This is a genomic window from Pseudomonas juntendi, assembly GCF_009932375.1.
GTDB classification, from domain to species: Bacteria; Pseudomonadota; Gammaproteobacteria; order Pseudomonadales; family Pseudomonadaceae; genus Aquipseudomonas; species Aquipseudomonas juntendi.
Genome location: NZ_BLJG01000239.1, coordinates 1 through 15,845 on the forward strand (window position 1 = coordinate 1; position 15,845 = coordinate 15,845).

A 15,845-nucleotide genomic window follows, 5' to 3' on the forward strand; every position below is an offset into this window, starting at 1 on the left:
GCGCGGGCGGTTCGCCCGCCGCCGCCGCGCCCGCGCAGCTGGAAAATGCCGTAGGCGACCAGCAACCGGCGCTGTGCCAGTGGCTGGCCCTGGCGGGCATGGATCACGAACGGCGTATTCTGCGGCTCCCTATTGGCGGCCTTACGTGGCATTATCCCGAGCCTGATATCCTGCAACTGGAATTCGTCCTGCCGGCCGGATGCTTCGCCACCGTGGTGGTGCGTGAAGTCGTGGATCTGGTGTCGGCAGGGCAGACGGACAGCCCATGCGTATTCTGATTTCGAACGACGACGGTGTTACCGCACCCGGGATCGCCGCGCTGCACGCTGCGCTGGCGGATTACGCCGAGTGCGCGGTAATTGCCCCGGAGCAAGACAAGAGCGGCGCCAGCAGTTCGCTGACGCTGGACCGGCCCCTGCACCCGCAGACCTTGGCCAACGGCTTCATCAGCCTCAACGGTACGCCGACCGACTGCGTGCACCTGGGGCTCAACGGGCTGTTGCCGTACACCCCGGACATGGTGGTGTCGGGGATCAACCTAGGCGCCAACCTGGGGGACGACGTACTGTATTCGGGTACGGTCGCCGCGGCGCTGGAGGGGCGCTTCCTCGGGGGGACGTCGCTGGCGTTCTCGCTGCTCTCGCGCCAGCCCGACAACCTGCCGACCGCGGCGCATATCGCCCGGCGCCTGGTCGAGGCGCAGTCACGCCTGGCACTGCCCCCGCGTACCGTGCTCAACGTCAACATTCCCAACCTGCCGTTGGCGCACATCCGCGGCATCCAGCTGACCCGCCTGGGGCACCGCGCACGGGCTGCCGCGCCAACGAAGGTGGTCAACCCGCGCGGCAAGGAAGGCTACTGGATCGCCGTTGCCGGCGATGCCGAGGACGGCGGCCCGGGCACCGATTTCCATGCGGTGATGCAGGGTTATGTGTCGATCACCCCGCTGCAACTCGACCGCACCTTCAGTGATGCCTTCGAGCAGCTCGATGGTTGGCTGGAGGGCCTGCTCTGATGCGCGAGGACGATATGCTGCGGCGGGGCATCGGCATGACCTCCCAACGGACCCGGGAGCGGCTGATCCAGCGCCTGTGCGAAGAGGGCGTCTCGAACACCCAGGTGCTCGACGTGATCCGCCGCACCCCGCGCCACCTGTTCGTCGACGAAGCGCTGGCGCACCGCGCCTACGAAGACACCGCACTGCCAATCGGCCACAACCAGACCATCTCGCAGCCATTCATGGTTGCCCACATGAGCGAGTTGCTGCTTGAAGCCGGGCCGCTGGACAAGGTGCTGGAGATCGGCACCGGGTCCGGCTACCAGACGGCGGTGCTGGCGCAGTTGGTCGAGCGGGTATTCTCGGTGGAGCGCATCAAGGTGCTGCAAGACCGTGCCAAGGAACGCCTGCTGGAGCTGAACCTGCGCAACGTGGTGTTCCGCTGGGGCGACGGTTGTGAGGGCTGGCCGGCGCTGGCACCGTACAACGGCATCATCGTCACCGCCGTGGCACCGGAAGTGCCCCAGGCGCTGCTTGACCAACTGGCACCCGGTGGCCGGCTGGTCATACCGGTAGGGCCTGCGGGCGAAGCGCAGCAATTGATGCTGATCGTCCGCGAAGAGCATGGCTTCTCGCGTCGGGTACTCGGTGCGGTGCGTTTTGTCCCGTTGCTGAACGGGCCGCTGGCCTGAGCAGCACCGGTGCGCGGCCGGGGGTATTTTTGCGTGGGCGGCGAATTCTCGCGGCGCCGCCCTGTCTATCAGGCGGGGCGTGGCGTAAACGCATCGCTTGCAGTAAGGCTGCGCAACAGCCTGGCGGCGGCCTGCCAATCCCGGCTCGCTTGGTTATAATTGCAACAATATTGCATTTCTTGTCTTCATATCGTTTTTCGGCACCATGAGGGGAGCGCGGGTGGGTCACACAGTCATTCGGCAGCGCAAGGACGGTTCGGGCTTCAAGCTTCTGGTGATTGCATTGGCCATGGGCACGCTACTGGTGGGTTGCTCGAGCACCGGCAGCAACAGCGCGCGCGTGGTCGACCGCAACAGCAGTGCGCCCAAGCGCCCGACGGTGACCTCCGGGCAATACGTCGTCAAGCCTGGCGATACCCTGTTCTCCATCGCCTTCCGTTATGGCTGGGATTACAAGGAGCTGGCGGCCCGTAATGGTATCGCGCCGCCCTATACCATCCGCCCGGGCCAGGCGATTCGGTTCAGCAGCGGCGCCGGCAGCAGCACCACGGTGGTGTCCGGCCCGTCTTCCTCAAGCCGCACCACGGTCACGCGGCGGCCTGTCACGGCGCCGGCCGGTTCCAGCAAACCCGCTACCCCGGCTGGCACCACCAGCGCGCCGGTGGTCGCCACTGTGCCTGCCGCAGAGCGCGCGGTAGGGGGGTGGACCTGGCCCGCCAATGGGGTGCTGATTGGAAAATTTGCTTCAAACGGTAGTTTGAATAAAGGCATTGATATCGCCGGTGATTTGGGACAGCCTGTTTTTGCTGCGTCTGATGGTGCAGTGGTTTACGCCGGGAGTGGATTAAGGGGCTACGGCGAGCTGATCATCATCAAGCACAGCGATACCTACGTCAGTGCCTACGGTCACAACCGCAGGCTGTTGGTTCGGGAGGGGCAGCAGGTCAAGGCAGGGCAGTCGATTGCTGAAATGGGGTCCACGGGCACTGATCGGGTGAAGCTGCATTTCGAGATTCGCCGCCAGGGCAAACCCGTCGATCCGCTCCAGTTCCTGCCACGTCGTTGACCGTTGTACCCGGCCTGTTCCTGCGATGTAGAGGGGACAGGCTCAAGCGCTGCCAGGGATAAAGGTGCCGCTCGAGTCTGAGTTCGAACTCAGCAAAGGACTATAACAATGGCTCTCAGTAAAGAAGTGCCGGAGTTTGACATCGACGATGACGTCCTCCTGATGGAGACGGGCATCGTTTTGGAAACGGATGTGGTGTCAGACGAACCTGCTGTATCTTCGGTTCGGACGAGGGCCAAATCGGGCTCTTCGCTCAAGCAACACAAGTATATCGATTACACCCGGGCGCTAGACGCCACCCAGTTGTACCTCAACGAGATCGGTTTCTCGCCACTGCTGTCGCCGGAAGAAGAAGTCCATTTTGCGCGTCTGTCGCAAAAAGGTGATCCTGCCGGCCGCAAGCGCATGATCGAAAGCAACCTTCGCCTGGTTGTGAAAATTGCCCGTCGTTACGTCAACCGTGGCCTGTCGTTGCTCGACCTGATCGAGGAAGGCAACCTGGGCCTGATCCGTGCGGTGGAGAAGTTCGACCCGGAGCGCGGTTTCCGTTTTTCGACCTATGCGACCTGGTGGATTCGCCAGACCATCGAACGGGCGATCATGAACCAGACCCGCACCATCCGCCTGCCGATCCACGTGGTCAAGGAGCTCAACGTCTACCTGCGCGCTGCGCGCGAGTTGACGCAGAAGCTGGACCACGAACCCTCGCCGGAAGAAATCGCCACCTTGCTGGAAAAGCCCGTTGCCGAGGTCAAGCGCATGCTCGGCCTGAACGAGCGGGTGTCGTCGGTAGACGTTTCGCTCGGCCCGGATTCGGACAAGACCCTGCTCGATACCTTGACCGACGACCGTCCCACCGACCCCTGCGAACTGCTGCAGGACGACGACCTGTCGCAGAGTATCGACCAGTGGCTGGGCGAGTTGACCGACAAGCAGCGTGAGGTGGTGGTACGCCGCTTCGGGCTGCGCGGGCACGAAAGCAGCACCCTGGAGGATGTTGGGCTGGAGATTGGCCTGACCCGCGAACGGGTGCGGCAGATTCAGGTAGAAGGCCTGAAGCGCCTGCGCGAGATCCTGGAGAAGAACGGCTTGTCCAGCGAGTCTTTGTTCCAGTAGCCAAAGCAGTCGCTCACGAACGCCCCGATAACCTCGGGGCGTATTTGTTTGTGAGCTGAAGCACAGCAAAAGTGCCTCAGAACTGCCCGGCAAGAAACCTGTCAAATATGTATTGCGCTACCCCGCTAACACCTGCTGTAAGCCTTTGCTTACTCGCGCTGTAAGCCATTCTAGCGAGCGGCAGTAAATCAATGTCGTTTTCAGATGCTGGTTTTTCATAACCTTTTGAAAAACAAGGCTTATCTTCAGGTGAGTAAATGTTTCCCCAGCAATATCCGGCAAACTCCGGCGCTTGCCCGCGCTGCTGAACCCGCTAGTATTCGAACTGTGCACAGGGACATGCACAGGCTTTCAGGATGAAGGCCAAGGACATCGCAAGACGCGATTTCATCAGGATGATGTTTGGGACAAGCAGGGACTACGGAAAAAAATGCGGGCGGGTCAAACCGCCCCTTTTTTTTGTCCGCATTTTTTGCCGGCACAAAAAAAGGCCCCGCAGGGCCTTTTGGCATTTCAGCGCTATCAGCGCTCCAGGTCGGCAATCTTGCCAGTTTTGCCATCCCACTCTTCGGCGTCTGGCAGGGCATCCTTACGCTCGGTAATGTTCGGCCAGATTTCCGCCAACTCGGCGTTCAGCTCGATGAAGTTCTCCATGCCCGCGGGCACTTCGTCTTCCGAGAAAATCGCTTGCGCTGGGCACTCCGGCTCGCACAGGGCGCAGTCAATGCACTCGTCCGGGTGGATAACCAGGAAGTTCGGGCCTTCGTAGAAGCAGTCCACCGGACAGACTTCCACGCAGTCGGTGTATTTGCATTTGATGCAGTTGTCGGTGACAACGAAGGTCATTTTTAATTCTCTCCTCAGGCGACGGCGGCGGCCCTTCCTCTCGGGGCCGCGCGGTTTACGGGCATGTGGCTGCAGGCCAGGCTAATAACCTGCAGCACCAGCAAACCGCGGCGGATTCTACCAGCTTGTAATGGGCGCCGTTATAACAGGTTCTTTAGTTGATATAGCATTTCGATAGCTTGACGCGGGGTCATGTCGTCCAGCTGCAGTTTGCCCAGCTTTTCGATGGCCGGGTGTGGCAGGCTGGCGAACAGGTCGCTCTGGTGCGGCACCTGCGGCGCGTCCTTGGCCTTTTGGGCCACGGGCTGCTCATGGGGCAGGCTGGTGGTTTCCAGCCGGCCAAGGTGTTCGCGGGCACGTTGGATCACCACGGCCGGCACGCCCGCCAGTTGTGCCACCGCCAGGCCGTAGCTCTGGCTGGCAGGCCCAGGCAGTACGTGGTGCAGGAACACGATGCGTTCGTTGTGCTCGGTGGCGTTCAGGTGCACGTTGGCCACCAGTGGCTCGCTTTCCGGCAGCACGGTGAGCTCGAAATAGTGGGTGGCGAACAGCGTGTAAGCGCGCAGTTCGGCCAGCCGCTCGGCGGCGGCCCAGGCCAGCGAGAGGCCGTCGAAGGTGCTGGTGCCCCGGCCCACTTCGTCCATCAGCACCAGGCTGCGGTCAGTGGCATTGTGCAGGATGTTGGCGGTTTCGCTCATCTCGACCATGAATGTCGAGCGCCCGCCGGCCAGGTCGTCACTGGAGCCGATACGGGTGAAGATGCGGTCGACCAGCGACAGCTCGCAGCTGGCGGCCGGTACGAAACTACCGATGTGGGCCAGCAGCACGATCAGGGCGGTCTGGCGCATGTAGGTGGACTTACCGCCCATGTTCGGGCCGGTGATGATCAGCATGCGCGTGTTGTTGTCCAGGCCCAGGTCGTTGGCCACGAACGGCGTGGTCAGTACCTGCTCGACGACCGGGTGACGGCCTTGCTCGATCCGCAGGCAGGGCTCGTCGACAAAGCGTGGGCAGTTCAGGTCGAGGTTCAGCGCGCGCTCGGCCAGGTTGCTGAGTACGTCCAGTTCGGCCAGGGCGGCAGCGCTGTCCTGCAGCGGCGCCAGGTGGCTGATCAGGGTTTCCAGCAGGGCGTCGTAGAGCATCTTCTCGCGGGCCAGGGCGCGGCTCTTGGCGGACAATGCCTTGTCCTCGAAGCCCTTCAGCTCCGGCGTGATGAAGCGTTCGGCACCTTTGAGGGTCTGGCGACGAATGTAGTCGCCGGGGGCCTGTTCGGCCTGCTTGGTCGGCAGCTCGATGAAGTAGCCGTGCACCCGGTTGTAGCCGACCTTCAGGTTGGCCAGGCCGGTGCGCGCCTTTTCGCGGGCTTCGAGGTCGATCAGGAACTGCCCGGCGTTTTCGCTGATGGCCAGCAGGTCGTCCAGTTCGTTGTCGTAACCGGCCTTGAGCACGCCGCCATCGCGGATGACCGCCGGCGGGTTGTCGATGATCGCCCGTTCCAGCAGGCTGGCCAGCTCGGGGTAGGTACCGGTGATCGCAGCCAGGCGTGCCAGGTGCGGCGCTTCGAGCTCGGTCATGGCGTTCTGCAGCTCGGGCAGCGCGCCCAGGGCGTCGCGCAGCCGGGCCAGGTCACGCGGGCGGGCGTTACGCAGGCCGATACGCGCCAGGATGCGCTCGATGTCGCCAATTTCTTTCAGCTGTGGCTGCAGCTTTTCGAAACGGTAGCCGTCGAGCAGGCAGCGAATCGAGTCCTGGCGTGCCTGGAGCACCTTGAGGTCGCGCAGCGGGCGGTTCAGCCAGCGGCTCAGCAGGCGGCTGGCCATGGCCGTCTGGCAGCGGTCGACCACCGATTGCAGGGTATTGTCGCGCCCGCCGGCCAGGTTGATGTCCAGTTCCAGGTTGCGCCGGCTGGCGCCATCGAGGATGACCGTATCGTCCAGGCGCTCATGGCGCAGGCTGCGCAGGTGCGGCAGCGCCGTGCGCTGGGTTTCCTTGGCGTAGGTCAGCAGGCAGCCAGCGGCACCGATGGCCAGGGTCAGCTTGTCGCAGCCGAAGCCTTTCAGGTCCTTGGTTGCGAACTGCTGGCACAAGGCCTTGCGCGCTGAGTCGCGGTCGAAGTCCCACGGTGCACGGCGCCGCGCGCCCGGGCGCTTCTCGGCGGGCAGGTCGCGTGGCCAGTCGTCGGGGATCAGCAGCTCGACCGGGTTCAGGCGCTCGAGTTCGGCCAGCAGGTTTTCCCAGCCCTTGATCTCCTGCACGCTGAAGTTACCGCTGGTGATGTCCAGTACGGCCAGGCCGAACAGGCGCTCGTCACCGAGCAGCGCGGCAATCAGGTTGTCGCGGCGTTCGTCGAGCAGGGCTTCATCGCTGACCGTGCCGGGGGTGATGATGCGCACCACCTGGCGCTCGACCGGGCCCTTGCTGGTCGCTGGGTCGCCGATCTGCTCGCAGATCACCACCGATTCGCCCAGTTTGACCAGCTTGGCCAGGTAACCTTCCAGCGAATGGAACGGAATCCCGCACATGGGGATGGACTGGCCGGCCGACTGGCCGCGCGCGGTCAGCGTGATGTCCAGCAGTTTGGCGGCTTTTTTCGCATCTTCGTAGAAGATCTCGTAGAAGTCGCCCATGCGGTAGAACATCAACTGGTCCGGGTGCTGATTCTTCAGCTTCCAGTACTGTTGCATCATCGGGGTGTGTGCGGAGAGATCAGACATTCAGGGCCTTACAGCGGGTGATCTGGTTGGCGGTAAACCGGCAATGGTACAGGCTTTTTTCGCGAGATGCAGGCACGTACGGAACAGTGGCCGCAGCCGCTGCAGGCCGCTGCGGTGCTGCAGGTTTCCTGAGCCAGGTTGCCGGCAGGGTGGTAGGGTAGAGGGCCGCCCTGGAGGAGCCCGACATGGACCCGATCACCCTGCTTGCCGCCCGTTTGGGTGAACATCTGCGCCGTTTGGATGCCCAAGTGACCACTGCCGAGTCCTGCACGGGCGGCGGCATCGCGCAAGCCATCACACGCATCCCCGGTAGCTCCGCCTGGTTCGAGGCCGGTTACGTGACGTACTCCAATGCCCAGAAAACCCGCCAGCTGGGGGTGCCCGAGGCGCTGTTCGGGCAGGTGGGGGCGGTCAGCCAGGAGGTGGTCGAGGCCATGGTCCGCGGCGCCCAGGCGGCCAGCGGCGCGCGCTTTGCCGTGGCGGTGAGCGGGGTGGCGGGGCCGGATGGCGGCTCGCCGGCCAAACCCGTGGGTACCGTGTGGCTGGCCTGGGGCGACGGCAGTCGGGTGATCAGCCAGCGGCGGCAGTTCGACGGCGACCGTGAGGCGGTGCGCCGACAGACGGTGAGCGCCGCGTTAGACGGCTTGTTACAGCTTGCTGGCGAGGAAATCGAAGACAGGGGTTTGCGCCAGCGCTAGCCTGTGGAATAATACTGGCTACTTATACAGGTATTGCGGCCGTCAGGGCCCGTCGAACACGTGAGGATTTCAATGGACGACAACAAGAAGCGCGCCTTGGCTGCGGCCCTGGGTCAGATCGAACGTCAATTCGGTAAAGGCGCGGTAATGCGCATGGGCGACCACGAGCGCCAGGCTATCCCGGCCATCTCCACCGGCTCTCTGGGCCTGGACATTGCCTTGGGCATTGGTGGTCTGCCAAAGGGCCGTATCGTCGAAATCTACGGTCCGGAGTCGTCGGGTAAGACCACGCTGACCCTGTCGGTCATCGCCGAAGCCCAGAAGAATGGCGCCACCTGCGCCTTCGTCGACGCCGAGCACGCACTCGACCCTGAATATGCCGGCAAGCTGGGCGTCAATGTCGACGACCTGCTGGTCTCGCAGCCGGACACGGGTGAGCAGGCCCTGGAAATCACCGACATGCTGGTGCGTTCCAACGCAGTTGACGTGATCATCGTCGACTCGGTCGCCGCGCTGGTACCCAAGGCCGAGATCGAAGGCGAAATGGGCGACATGCACGTGGGCCTGCAGGCTCGCCTGATGTCCCAGGCGCTGCGCAAGATCACCGGTAACATCAAGAACGCCAACTGCCTGGTCATCTTCATCAACCAGATCCGCATGAAGATCGGCGTCATGTTCGGTAGCCCGGAAACCACCACCGGTGGTAACGCCCTGAAGTTCTACGCCTCTGTGCGTCTGGACATCCGCCGCACCGGCGCTGTCAAGGAAGGCGACGAGGTGGTCGGTAGCGAAACCCGCGTCAAGATCGTCAAGAACAAGGTCTCGCCTCCGTTCCGTCAGGCCGAGTTCCAGATCCTCTACGGCAAGGGTATCTACCGTAACGGTGAGATCATCGACTTGGGCGTTGCCCAAGGCCTGGTCGAGAAGTCCGGTGCCTGGTACGCCTACCAGGGCAACAAGATCGGCCAAGGTAAAGCCAACGCGGCCAAGTACCTGGCGGAAAACCCGGCTATCGGTACCGAGATCGAGAGGCAGATCCGTGAGAAGCTGCTGAACGCTGGCGCTGTAGCCGCAGCCGGTAAAGCTGCCGCTGTCGAAGCGGGTGCCGACGACATGGCCGACGCTGAAGCCGGTTATTGATCGCGTGGTTTATAGCTGAACATGTCCGCCGTACTCGACACCCCCGTCGCCATTCGGCGGACAGCCATGGACCTGCTTGCGCGACGTGAGCATGGTCGCGTCGAGCTGACGCGCAAGTTGCGTCAGCGCGGTGCCTCCGATGAGCTGATCGAGCCAGAGCTCGACCGGCTCACCGAAGAGGGTCTGCTGAGTGAAGCCCGTTACCTCGAGAGCTTCATTCGTTACCGTTCCGGTTCTGGCTATGGCCCAGCACGTATTCGTGAAGAGCTGGGGCAGCGTGGTTTGCTGCGCGCCGACATTGAGCAGGCGCTGCGTGAAAGCGGCGTGGATTGGGCCGAACGTATGCGGGATATATGGCAGCGCAAGTTCGCCGGGCAACGCCCGCAGGACCCGCGCAGCCGCGCCCAGCAAACCCGTTTTCTCGCCTATCGGGGCTTCACCATGGACATGATCGGCCGCTTGCTCAGCGGGCGAGACCTCGACGATTACTAGCCGCCGCAGACCTCGCAACAATCCCCGAAGCAGCGGCCTCAGCCGCGAACATCGGCAACGCCGGTACTCTCCAGCGCGCTGCCCCAAGTGCCTGATCAGCTGACCTTCAACGCCTCCCTGGCCCGCTGCGTGGTATGCATGGGCTGTGGCTTGGCCCAGTTCTCCGGCAGGTTGATAAAGTCCACCAGTTCGCGCAGGCGCCCTTGGTTTCGGCCATTGAAGGCGAACGACAAACGGGTCAGGTGGCTGTAGTCCCCCAACTCATGTTCGGCGCTGCTGTCTGCTTGCTGGTGATACTTGCCGCTCAGGCGCAGGTCAGCAAAGCCTTCCTCGATGTCAGACAGCGCCGCCTCGCTCAGGGCGTGATGCATGCGGATCACGAACTGGCTGTTCAACCAGCGGCTGGAGTGATAGTTGCGGTAGAACTGGTTGATTTCCTCCACCGCCTCCTCGGCACTGTGCACCAGGCGCACCAGCTTCAGGTCACTCGGCAGAATGTAATGGTTGTCCTCCAGTTGGCGGCTGATGAAGCCCAGGCAATCACGCCAGAAGCTGCCGCCCGGTGAGTCCAGCAATACCACGGGGACCAGCGGGCTTTTGCCGGTCTGGATCAGGGTCAGCACTTCCAGCGCCTCATCGAGGGTACCGAAGCCGCCCGGGCACAGCACCAGGGCATCGGCCTCCTTGACGAAGAACAGTTTGCGGATGAAGAAGAAGTGGAAAGGCAGCAGCTTGTCGGTGCCGTCCACCGTAGGGTTGGCATGCTGTTCGAAAGGCAGGGTGATGTTGAAGCCCAGGCTGTGGGCGCTGCCGGCGCCTTCGTGGGCTGCTGCCATGATGCCGCCGCCTGCGCCGGTGATGACCATCAGGTCCGAGCGCGCCAGGGTTGCGCCCAGTTCACGGGCCAGTGCATACATCGGGTGTTCCAGCGGCGTACGCGCCGAGCCGAACACGGTCACCTTGCGGCGGCCCTTGTAGCGCTGCAGGGTGCGGAACGACTGGTCCAGTTCGCGCAAGGCCTGCAGGGTGATCTTGGCGCTCCAGCGATCACTGTCATCGTGGGCCATGCGCAGGATGGTCAGCATCATGTCACGGTACAGCGGCAGGTTCGGGCTGTCGGGTGCAACCAGTTGCAATTGGGCGTCGATGTGGCTCAGGTCGATATGGTTGTCCTGGAAGTGGCTGAACAGCGATTCGTTCGATTGGTAAGGCATGCAACGTCTCCTTCTGCACCAATACCTCTAAACCTCAATCTAGACCCTGGCGGCCGATCGTGCCGGGGGGATTGCCAGCGCCACCCGTCGGCACGTGGCCAATGGCGGCAGGGGTTTGGTTAACTGGTAAAGCGAAACGTATCGATGCGGGAGGTGGCGGTATGCATCGCTTGGTCATCGAAGTGGACCTGCAGCTCTACCAGCAATTGGAACGTGCCGCTCAGGTACATCACCTGAGCCTGGAGGCCGAGTGCCAGCGCCGGCTCGCAGGCCTGGAATGCCAGTCGCGTTACGTGCAGGCGCTATTGGCCGAGATGCGCGCCGAAGCTGCCGAGGGGCACTGGCGCGCACGGGAGGAAAACCAGGTGTAGCCTGGGCGCGGCGTTTACTTCTTCTTGTTGCCGGCTACGCAGCTGGCATTGTCGAAGGCCTGGTCCATGATCGGCTGGTTGGTTTTGTAGACGGTGAACCGGTAAACCATCACCGCGCCCTTGGACATCAGGTTGCGGAAGCCGTTGTTGCGGCACACGCTGTCGCCCAATTGGCTGCGCACCTGTGCAGGGTTGGCCTGCATGCGCTCGGCGTGGCTCTGGCGCACGCTGAGGTGGTTGACCAGCGCCTTGCCTTCCACGGTGTAACCCTGGTCGAGGATGTCTTCATTGATGGCACGTGGGGTGCCGACGCTGCTCTCTTTGGCGACCTTTTCCAGCATCTTGTTCAGGTCGTAGTCCTGTTTGGAAGCCGCCTGGGCTGCCAGGGGCAGGGCGAGCATCAGGCTCAGGGCGGGGGCGATAAGACGCAGCATGGGTATCTCCTGGTTCGATGACTGGCGCTTTGACATGCGCGGGTCGACGGCGTTCCGTCAACCCTGGGCTGGCGGTAGCCCAAGGGTACGGGAAAGCCCGATTATAAGGATTCTGGTAAACTGGCGCCCTTGTTTTCCCAGAGCCATCCTTGTGCCCATTTCCCATCTTTCCACAGGCCTGCCGGCATGAGCCATGCGGTAGCGCGCCTGCGTGCCGAGCGCCTGGCCCGCAGCAACAAGCCTTTCATTGCCCGAGGGTCGCGGGCCGAGCGTTGCCCGGATTGCCGGGTCATTGCCAGCCATTGCCTGTGCGCCTGGAAGCCCCGCGTGCAGGCCGACGCCGGCATGTGCCTGCTGATGCACGACACCGAGCCACTGAAACCCACCAATACCGGCTGGCTGATTGCCGACCTGATCGAAGATACCTCGGCGTTCGGCTGGCTGCGCACCTCGGTTGACGAGCGCCTGCTGGCCCTGCTCGACGACCCGCACTGGCAGCCCTACATCGTTTTCCCAGGTGAGTTCGTCGCCCCGCAGCGGGTGGTCAGCGAGGTGGTGCGTGAGCCGGGCAAGCGCCCGCTGTTCATCCTGCTGGATGCCACCTGGACCGAGGCGCGCAAGATGTTCCGCAAAAGCCCATACCTGGACCGGTTCCCGGTATTGAGCCTGCAGGCCGAACAGATGTCACGCTACCGCCTGCGCCGCTCCAAGCGCGATGATCACTTCTGCACCGCAGAAGTTGCAGCCATGTGCCTGGAGCTGGCTGGCGATAGCCTGGCGTCGCAGGCGCTGGATGCCTACCTGGATGTATTCAGCCTGCATTACCTCAGTGGCAAGCGGCGCCTGCCGCTGGACGAGCAGGACGAGACCCATCAGCGTTTGCATACCTTCCTATAGTCCAAGGGGCACCCACCCGGCTTTGGTTCATAATGACGGGGCTGGCAGCCAGGGTGGGCGAGGCGGCGAGGCGGCAAGGCGGTTGGCTTGACCACCCTTGACCGTGCTCGGCATGCTTGGCGCCGATTCCCCGTCGGGCACTTGCCTACCCCAGTGCCCGGGACAGAACAGGATCCTTAGATCGATGGCCACTTACGAAATCCTGATTGCCGATGACCACCCGCTGTTTCGCGGCGCCCTGCGCCAGGCCGTTACCCTCGGCCTTGGCCCGGACGTTCGCCTGGTCGAGGTTGCGAGCATTGCCGAGCTGGAGGTGCGGTTGAGCGAAAAAGCCGACTGGGACCTCGTGCTCCTCGACCTGAACATGCCGGGTGCCTACGGTTTTTCCGGGCTGGTGCTGCTGCGCGGGCAATACCCGCAAATTCCCGTGGTGATGGTTTCGGCGCAGGAGGAGGCCGCCGTGGTGGTCAAGTCCCGCGAGTTTGGCGCCAGTGGCTTCATTCCCAAGTCCAGCCCGCTGGAAGTGATCCAGGATGCGGTGCGCAAAGTGCTCGACGGCGAAGTCTGGTGGCCGCCGCAGGCGTTCGAGAAGGTCGATGTTTCGGCCGAGGCCAAGGCCGCCAGTGAAGGCCTGGCCAGCCTCACGCCGCAGCAGTTCCGGGTACTGACCATGGTCTGCGAAGGCCTGCTGAACAAGCAGATTGCCTACGAGCTGAATGTCTCGGAAGCCACCATCAAGGCCCACGTCACGGCGATTTTCCGTAAACTGGGGGTGCGCACCCGCACCCAGGCTGCGCTGCTGTTGCAACAACTTGAATCAGTTGCCAGCCACTGACGCGTGCGGCTTCACGCTTTTTTGACCTGAGCCGGTCTAGCCTGCCGGCCTTCTGTTGTGAAATGACTCACATGACATCGCCATTCAAGGGCCAGACCGGCCTCAAACGTATCTTCAACGCCGCTGGCTATTCGCTGGACGGCCTGCGCGCGGCCTTCAAGGGCGAAGCGGCATTCCGCCAACTGGTGCTGCTCAACGTGCTGCTGATCCCGGTGGCGTTCTGGCTGCCGGTCAGCCGTGCAGAGCGGGCGATCATGATCGCCGTGTGCCTGCTGGGGTTGATTGTCGAGCTGTTCAACTCTGCGATCGAGGCCGCTATCGATCGCATTTCGCTGGAGCGCCACCCGCTGTCGAAAAACGCCAAGGACATGGGCAGCGCCGCACAGCTGGTGGCGCTGAGCATGGTGGCGCTGGTGTGGGGGGTGATCCTGCTTTAAGCGATCGGCGGCAACACGATTTCGTCGCTGCGGGTGAAGCCCGCGGTGAAGTTGCGGCAGAGCTCCAGAAATTCGCGCATGGCCGAGGTCTGGTACTTCTGCTTGTGCCAAATGAAGTAGAACTGGCGCATCAGGTCCAGCTCCGGGGTTTCCACCGGTACCAGGCTGCCACGGCGAAAGGCGTCCCGCAGGGCCAGGCGTGAAATGCAGCCGATACCCAACCCCGATTCCACTGCACGCTTGATCGCCTCGGTGTGCTCCAGTTCCAGGCGGATGTTGAGGTTGGCGCGGTGATGGCGCATGGCCTGGTCGAAGGTCAGGCGCGTCCCCGAGCCTTGTTCGCGCAGGATCCACGCTTCCTGCGACAGGCTGTCGATATCGGCACGGCCCAGCTTGGCCAGCGGGTGCTGGGGTGCGCAGAACACCACCAGTTCGTCCTCCACCCAAGGCTGGACCTCCAGGTCGGGGTGGTTGCAGTCACCTTCGATCAGACCCAGATCAATTTCGTAATGAGCGACCTGCTGCACGATATGCACGGTGTTCTGGACATGCAGCTTCACCTGGCTCTCAGGGTGGGTCTGCATGTAGCTGCCGATCAACAGGGTGGCCAGGTAGTTGCCAATGGTGAGCGTGGCGCCGACCGCCAGTGAGCCGAAACCGGACTTGCCATTGAGCAGGTCTTCGATTTCCTTGGCCTGGTCGAGCAGCGCGACCGCCTGCGGCAACAACTGGTGGCCGAGGGCGTTGAGGGCCAGGCGTTTGCCGGCGCGGTCGAACAGTTGGCAGCTCGATTGCCGCTCCAGTTCGGTGATGGAGGTGCTGGCGGCCGATTGCGACAAGGCCAGCAGGCTAGCGGCGCGAGAGACGCTCTGGTGCTGGGCTACCGCGACGAAGACTTGCAGTTGACGAAGTGTAAATCGCATATCGATATAACCGATAACACATATCTTGATAATCCAGTTAACAGATATTGTCGCTGCCCCTAAACTATCGCGCAACTGTGCGTGCTGCACGCGCTGCGTTTTTCTTCAGGAGCCCCATCGATGAGCAACATGAACCACGAACGTGTCCTCAGTGTGCACCACTGGAACGACACCCTGTTCAGCTTCAAGTGCACCCGCGACCCGGGGCTGCGCTTCGAGAACGGTCAGTTCGTGATGATCGGCCTGCAGCAGGAAAGCGGCCGCCCGCTCATGCGTGCCTACTCCATCGCCTCGCCGAACTGGGAAGAGCACCTGGAGTTCTTCAGCATCAAGGTGCCGGACGGCCCGCTGACGTCGCAGTTGCAGCACTTGAAGGAAGGCGACGAGATCATCATCAGCAAGAAGCCTACCGGCACGCTGGTACTGGACGACCTGAACCCAGGCAAGCACCTGTACCTGCTGAGCACCGGCACTGGCCTGGCGCCGTTCATGAGCGTCATCCAGGACCCGGAAACCTACGAGCGCTTCGAAAAAGTGATCCTGGTGCACGGCGTGCGTTACGTGAACGAAGTGGCCTACCGCGAATTCATCACCGAGCACCTGCCACAGAACGAGTTCTTCGGTGAGGCGGTGCGCGAAAAACTGATCTACTACCCGACCGTGACTCGCGAGCCGTTCGAGAACCAGGGCCGCCTGACCGACCTGATGCGCAGCGGCAAGCTGTTCAGCGACATCGGCCTGCCGCCGATCAACCCGCAGGACGACCGTGCGATGATCTGCGGTAGCCCGAGCATGCTCGACGAGACCAGCGAAGTGCTGGACAGCTTCGGCCTGAAGATCTCCCCGCGCATGCGCGAGCCGGGCGACTACCTGATCGAGCGTGCCTTCGTCGAGAAATAATGCGCAGGTAGGTACGAAGAAGGCGACCCTCGGGTTAATGCCTGTCAGTTAAGCGTTACTGGGGCTGCTTTGC

General features: G+C 62.8%; 17 protein-coding genes and 1 pseudogene. 13 read left to right on the plus strand and 5 right to left on the minus strand.

Annotation, left to right across the window (positions count from 1 at the left end):
- From GYA94_RS23370 to rpoS, 5 genes and pseudogenes are all read left to right on the plus strand, one after another.
- A pseudogene (locus tag GYA94_RS23370) lies at window positions 1–278 on the plus strand (tRNA pseudouridine(13) synthase TruD); the annotation flags it as partial.
- Window positions 266–1,015 (plus strand): 5'/3'-nucleotidase SurE, encoded by a 750-nt coding sequence (surE, locus tag GYA94_RS23375; protein ID WP_009686063.1) that lies wholly within the window; start codon window positions 266–268, stop codon window positions 1,013–1,015. The pseudogene GYA94_RS23370 and the gene surE, both read left to right, overlap by 13 nt.
- Window positions 1,016–1,050: 35 nt before the next feature.
- Complete coding sequence (locus GYA94_RS23380; RefSeq protein ID WP_009686062.1) at window positions 1,051–1,689, plus strand: protein-L-isoaspartate(D-aspartate) O-methyltransferase; 639 nt, start codon at window positions 1,051–1,053, stop codon at window positions 1,687–1,689.
- Window positions 1,690–1,909: 220 nt separating this feature from the next.
- Window positions 1,910–2,755, plus strand: a complete 846-nt coding sequence (locus GYA94_RS23385) for a peptidoglycan DD-metalloendopeptidase family protein (RefSeq protein WP_161893192.1) — start codon at window positions 1,910–1,912, stop codon at window positions 2,753–2,755.
- A gap of 108 nt (window positions 2,756–2,863) precedes the next feature.
- Window positions 2,864–3,871: an RNA polymerase sigma factor RpoS gene (gene rpoS, locus GYA94_RS23390; protein ID WP_009686059.1), complete on the plus strand. Its 1,008-nt coding sequence runs from the start codon at window positions 2,864–2,866 to the stop codon at window positions 3,869–3,871.
- A gap of 522 nt (window positions 3,872–4,393) precedes the next feature.
- Here rpoS and fdxA read toward each other — a convergent pair.
- Both fdxA and mutS read right to left on the minus strand, forming a co-directional pair.
- Window positions 4,394–4,717: a ferredoxin FdxA gene (gene fdxA, locus GYA94_RS23395; protein ID WP_004375459.1), complete on the minus strand. Its 324-nt coding sequence runs from the start codon at window positions 4,715–4,717 to the stop codon at window positions 4,394–4,396.
- Window positions 4,718–4,857: 140 nt separating this feature from the next.
- Window positions 4,858–7,431 carry a DNA mismatch repair protein MutS gene (gene mutS / locus GYA94_RS23400; RefSeq protein WP_161893193.1) on the minus strand — a complete coding sequence of 858 codons (2,574 nt, stop codon included), beginning with the start codon at window positions 7,429–7,431 and terminating at the stop codon, window positions 4,858–4,860.
- A gap of 185 nt (window positions 7,432–7,616) precedes the next feature.
- Between mutS and GYA94_RS23405 the strand changes: the two genes are divergently transcribed.
- From GYA94_RS23405 to recX, 3 genes are all read left to right on the plus strand, one after another.
- Window positions 7,617–8,129, plus strand: coding sequence for a CinA family protein (locus GYA94_RS23405; RefSeq protein WP_110678278.1), 513 nt, complete (start codon window positions 7,617–7,619; stop codon window positions 8,127–8,129).
- 72 nt (window positions 8,130–8,201) lie between these two features.
- Window positions 8,202–9,269 (plus strand): recombinase RecA, encoded by a 1,068-nt coding sequence (gene recA, locus GYA94_RS23410; protein WP_009686047.1) that lies wholly within the window; start codon window positions 8,202–8,204, stop codon window positions 9,267–9,269.
- A gap of 21 nt (window positions 9,270–9,290) precedes the next feature.
- Window positions 9,291–9,761 carry a recombination regulator RecX gene (recX, locus tag GYA94_RS23415; RefSeq protein WP_161893194.1) on the plus strand — a complete coding sequence of 157 codons (471 nt, stop codon included), beginning with the start codon at window positions 9,291–9,293 and terminating at the stop codon, window positions 9,759–9,761.
- A gap of 95 nt (window positions 9,762–9,856) precedes the next feature.
- On the opposite strand, the gene GYA94_RS23420 is transcribed toward recX, so the two are convergent.
- Window positions 9,857–10,975, minus strand: a complete 1,119-nt coding sequence (locus GYA94_RS23420; protein ID WP_110678281.1) for an LOG family protein — start codon at window positions 10,973–10,975, stop codon at window positions 9,857–9,859.
- A gap of 161 nt (window positions 10,976–11,136) precedes the next feature.
- Between GYA94_RS23420 and GYA94_RS23425 the strand changes: the two genes are divergently transcribed.
- Window positions 11,137–11,346: a hypothetical protein gene (locus tag GYA94_RS23425; protein WP_009686044.1), complete on the plus strand. Its 210-nt coding sequence runs from the start codon at window positions 11,137–11,139 to the stop codon at window positions 11,344–11,346.
- A 14-nt stretch (window positions 11,347–11,360) separates the two neighbouring features.
- Here the strand turns inward: GYA94_RS23425 and GYA94_RS23430 are convergent, their stop codons facing one another.
- On the minus strand, window positions 11,361–11,780 hold the full coding sequence (locus GYA94_RS23430; RefSeq protein WP_009686043.1) for a quorum-sensing-regulated virulence factor family protein: 420 nt from the start codon (window positions 11,778–11,780) through the stop codon (window positions 11,361–11,363).
- Between the two features lie 186 nt (window positions 11,781–11,966).
- On the opposite strand from GYA94_RS23430, the gene GYA94_RS23435 reads away from it, so the two are divergent.
- The 3 genes from GYA94_RS23435 to GYA94_RS23445 all read left to right on the plus strand — a co-directional run bounded on the left by GYA94_RS23435 (window position 11,967) and on the right by GYA94_RS23445 (window position 13,949).
- The gene (locus GYA94_RS23435) at window positions 11,967–12,677 is read left to right on the plus strand and encodes a tRNA-uridine aminocarboxypropyltransferase (RefSeq protein ID WP_009686042.1); all 711 of its coding nucleotides are present in this window, start codon (window positions 11,967–11,969) and stop codon (window positions 12,675–12,677) included.
- Window positions 12,678–12,861: 184 nt separating this feature from the next.
- Window positions 12,862–13,512 (plus strand): response regulator transcription factor ErdR, encoded by a 651-nt coding sequence (gene erdR / locus GYA94_RS23440; protein WP_009686041.1) that lies wholly within the window; start codon window positions 12,862–12,864, stop codon window positions 13,510–13,512.
- Between the two features lie 71 nt (window positions 13,513–13,583).
- Window positions 13,584–13,949 carry a diacylglycerol kinase gene (locus GYA94_RS23445; RefSeq protein ID WP_009686040.1) on the plus strand — a complete coding sequence of 122 codons (366 nt, stop codon included), beginning with the start codon at window positions 13,584–13,586 and terminating at the stop codon, window positions 13,947–13,949.
- Here GYA94_RS23445 and finR read toward each other — a convergent pair.
- Window positions 13,946–14,872 carry a LysR family transcriptional regulator FinR gene (gene finR, locus GYA94_RS23450; protein WP_054890399.1) on the minus strand — a complete coding sequence of 309 codons (927 nt, stop codon included), beginning with the start codon at window positions 14,870–14,872 and terminating at the stop codon, window positions 13,946–13,948. The two genes, GYA94_RS23445 and finR, sit on opposite strands and share 4 nt — an antisense overlap.
- A 120-nt stretch (window positions 14,873–14,992) precedes the next feature.
- Here finR and fpr point away from each other — a divergent pair, with 120 nt between their 5' ends.
- On the plus strand, window positions 14,993–15,772 hold the full coding sequence (gene fpr, locus GYA94_RS23455; protein ID WP_054890398.1) for a ferredoxin-NADP reductase: 780 nt from the start codon (window positions 14,993–14,995) through the stop codon (window positions 15,770–15,772).
- Window positions 15,773–15,845 lie beyond the last annotated feature (73 nt).